The organism is Kitasatospora sp. NPDC059803, from assembly GCF_042732255.1.
Lineage (GTDB): Bacteria > Actinomycetota > Actinomycetes > Streptomycetales > Streptomycetaceae > Kitasatospora.
On sequence record NZ_JBHWIJ010000350.1, the window covers coordinates 4,822 to 8,341 of the forward strand.

Annotated in this window: 2 protein-coding genes; one reads left to right on the plus strand and one right to left on the minus strand. The window is 72.4% G+C overall.

Annotation, left to right across the window (positions count from 1 at the left end):
• Positions 1–108 precede the first annotated feature (108 nt).
• Positions 109–1,947, minus strand: a complete 1,839-nt coding sequence (locus tag ACFV6I_RS34860; RefSeq protein WP_380341890.1) for a phosphatidylglycerol lysyltransferase domain-containing protein — start codon at positions 1,945–1,947, stop codon at positions 109–111.
• Between the two features lie 376 nt (positions 1,948–2,323).
• Between ACFV6I_RS34860 and ACFV6I_RS34865 the strand changes: the two genes are divergently transcribed.
• The gene (locus ACFV6I_RS34865) at positions 2,324–3,478 is read left to right on the plus strand and encodes an esterase family protein (protein ID WP_063348249.1); all 1,155 of its coding nucleotides are present in this window, start codon (positions 2,324–2,326) and stop codon (positions 3,476–3,478) included.
• Positions 3,479–3,520: the final 42 nt, after the last annotated feature.

Sequence of the window (3,520 nt, forward strand, 5' to 3'; positions counted from 1 at the left end):
CCCGGGGGGCGCCCCGAGAGGCGGGCGGCATCGCCCCCGCCCCCCCACCCAGGCCGGCCGCGCCGCCTCGGGCCGGGGCGGCGCCGCCCCGTTGGTCGCGGCGGTGCCTCAGGCGGCCTCGGTGACGTCGCGGGCGCCCGGGGTGGGCATCAGGCCCTCCCGCTGGCGCCGGCGGCCGAAGCGCGGCATGCCGAGGGTGATGAAGGCCTCGGCCTGCATCGCGGCGAAGCCGATCCGCGGCAGGTCCCGGGTGTTCGGGAAGACCAGGAAGCGCGGTTCCCACTCGGGCTGGAACTTGGCGTTGAACTTGTACAGCGATTCGATCTGGAACCAGCGCGAGAGGAACACCAGCAGTCCGCGCCAGGCCCGCAGCACCGGGCCGGCGCCGATCCGCTCGCCGCGGGCCAGCGCCGAGCGGAACATCGCGAAGTTGAGCGACACCCGGCGCACGCCCATCGCGGGCACGGCCTGGAGGGCTGCGACGATCAGCAGCTCGTTCAGGCCCGGGTCGGCCGCGCGGTCGCGGCGCATCAGCTCCAGCGAGATGCCGTCCGGCCCCCAGGGCACGAAGTGCAGCACGGCCTTCAGGTCGTCGCCGCTCTCGCCCTCCTCCGGGGCCTTGTGGGCGGTGACCACCACGCAGTCGTCGTCCAGCGGGTCGCCGAAGCGTCCGAGGGCCATCGAGAAGCCGCGCTCGGTGTCGGTGCCGCGCCAGCGGGCGGCGGCGTCGGCGATCCGCTGCTTCTCCTCCACGCTGAGGTCGCGGACCCGGCGCACCTGGCAGGAGTAGCCGTTGCGCTCGATCCGCTTGACCATCTGGCGGACGTTGCGCATGGCCCGGCCGGCGAGCGAGAAGGTGGCGGTGTCGACGATCGCCTCGTCGCCCAGCTCCAGCGCGTCCAGGTCCGCCTCGCGGGTCCAGACCTCGCCGCCGACCTCGCTGCAGCCCATCACGGCCGGCACCCAGGCGTGCTCGCGGGCCTCGGCCATGAACACCTTGATCGCGCCCGGCCAGGCCTCGACGTCGCCGACCGGGTCGCCGGAGGCGAGCATCACGCCGGAGACCACCCGGTAGGAGATCGCGGCCTTGCCGGTGGGCGAGAACAGCACGCTCTTGTCGCGGCGCAGCGCGAAGTAGCCGAGCGAGTCGCGCTCGCCGTGCCGGGTGAGCAGCTCGCGGACCTTCTCCTCGTCCTCCGGGGTCAGCTCCGGCTTGGGCTTGCCCGGGCGCAGCGCCAGGTAGGCGGTGGTGAAGGCGGTCAGCAGGCCCAGCCCGCCGAGCAGGTAGGCGACCAGGTCGGACATCCGGACGTTGTTGTACCGGATCGGCCCCTCGAAGCCGAACAGCCCGTACACGACGTGCTGGAGGCGCTCGGGCAGGGCCGGGTAGCCGATCTCGTACTTGGTCCGGGTGCTCACGATCAGCAGGCCGAGCAGCACGCTGACGGCGCCCATCACGATCAGGTTGACCAGCGCCCGCCAGCGGGTGCGCGGGTCGGCCTTGGCGTAGAACTCGCGCTGGTGCACCAGCATCACCACGAAGACCGCCAGCGAGACCACGGCCGGGCCGACCTGGTGCCAGCGCACGATGTGCAGCGCGGCGCCGACCGGCAGCAGCACGCACACCGCCCGCCAGGCCCGCCGCTTGCGCCGGCGCAGCGCGTGCGCGAGCAGCACCAGCAGCAGGCCGACCATCATCGTCCCGACCGCGGCCAGCGAGGTGGTGCCGCCGGGCAGCTGCCCGGTGAAGGTGTGCATCTTGGAGTGCCGGAGCTTGGGGAACACCGCGCTGGCGATGTCGACCAGGCCGATCAGCAGACAGGCGTACCCGACCGCGCGGGGCAGCCAGGCCCTCGGAACGGCCGCCGCCTGGGTGCGAAGCGTCTGCAGGCCGCGTCGACGACGCGGCTGCTCGGGGCTCGGCTCAACGGACACGGGAACGCTCATGGAAGCTCAGCGTAGAGGCTGCGGGACGCCGTCCGGTCACTCCGGGGGAGCACGTGTGATGGACCTTCAATGCCTTTTCCTTCATCAGGCAATGCGCATACCAAGGATCCGGAAACGGTCGGTAAACCGGTGCCGTGGGCGCGCTGCGGTGGAGCCGGGGACGGAGCCGAAGCCCTGCCGCCGCGTGGCGCGGCAGGGTCCTCCGGTACGCCGTACGTACGGTGGACGCCGCATTCTAGGGCGCCGGTTGCCTGCGGCTCCCCCCGCCCTCCCAGCTCGCCCGGGCATCCGGACAGCCTAGTCGCGGTGGCCGGAGCTGACGGGCCGCCAGACGATGAGGCGTGCACCGACAGTGTCCCATCGGAAGGCCGACTGCATGGAACTGACCAGCGACGCACTGGTGAACTCGCTGCTCGCACTCGGCGCCGCGGCTCTCGTCACCACCCTGTGGCTCTGGCCGCGGCTGGCGCGCCAGCGCCCGCTGCCCGTCCTCGGCCGGATCGGCCTGCTGACCGTCACTCAAGTCGCGGTCGTGGCCGTGCTGGCGCTGGCGGTGAACAACTCCTTCGGGTTCTACACCTCGTGGGACGACCTGCTCAGCCCCGGCAGCACCAAGCTCGCGCTGACCAGCAACGAGAACCACAAGGGCGGCACCTCGGCCTCGGACACGCCGGTCCAGCCGACCACCGAGGGCGGTCTGGAGACCGTCACCGACCTGCCCAAGGGCCCGCCCGAGGAGACCGGCAAGGTCGAATCGGTCCGGGTCACCGGCAAGGAGACCGGGCTGTCCGACCAGCTGTTCGTCTACCTGCCGCCCGAGTACTTCGACCCGAAGTTCGCCCTGGTCCGCTTCCCCGTCCTGGTCGCCATCTCCGGCTTCCCCGGCACCACGCTCAACCTGATCAAGGAGCTGCCCGTCCTGCGCACCGCGGGCGAGCTGCAGAAGTCCGGCAAGATGCCGCCGACCATCGTGGTCATGGCCCGCCCGACGGTCGCCCCACCGCGCGACACCGAGTGCGTGGACGTCCCCGGCGGCCCGCGCGCCGAGACCTGGTTCACCAAGGACCTGCCGGAGGCGCTCCGCACCGCCTACCGGACGGGCCGCTCGGCCGCCTCCTGGTCCGTCTTCGGCTACTCGACCGGGGGCAGCTGCGCGCTGCGGCTGGCGATGCGCTTCCCGAACGTCTACGGCAGCGGGGTGGGCCTGCACAGCGAGTACAAGGTCAAGGAGGACCAGTTCACCGGCGGCGACCTGTTCGCCGGCGACGCCGCCCTGGCGCAGCAGAGCGACCTCGACTGGCGGCTGACGAACCTCCCGGCCCCCGCCCTCTCGCTGCTGGTGGTCTCCTCCCGCAAGGAGGGCGACTTCGCGCAGACCCTCCAGTTCGTCGGCCACGCCCAGCAGGTCGCCGCGGCCAACCCGCAGTTCAAGGTCGACTCGCTCTACCTGGACGACGGCGGCCACAACTTCGACAGCTGGACCCGTGAGCTGCCGTCCTCGCTGGAGTGGATCGGCGAGCGGCTCGGCTGACGCGGGCGGGTGGCGCGGGCGGGTGGCGCGGGCAGGCGGAGG

Coding starts and splice junctions, on each gene's coding strand:
- ACFV6I_RS34860 (WP_380341890.1), bottom strand. CDS start 1,947: ATGAGCGTTCCCGTGTCCGTTGAGCCGAGCCCCGAGCAGCCGCGTCGT.
- ACFV6I_RS34865 (WP_063348249.1), top strand. CDS start 2,324: ATGGAACTGACCAGCGACGCACTGGTGAACTCGCTGCTCGCACTCGGC.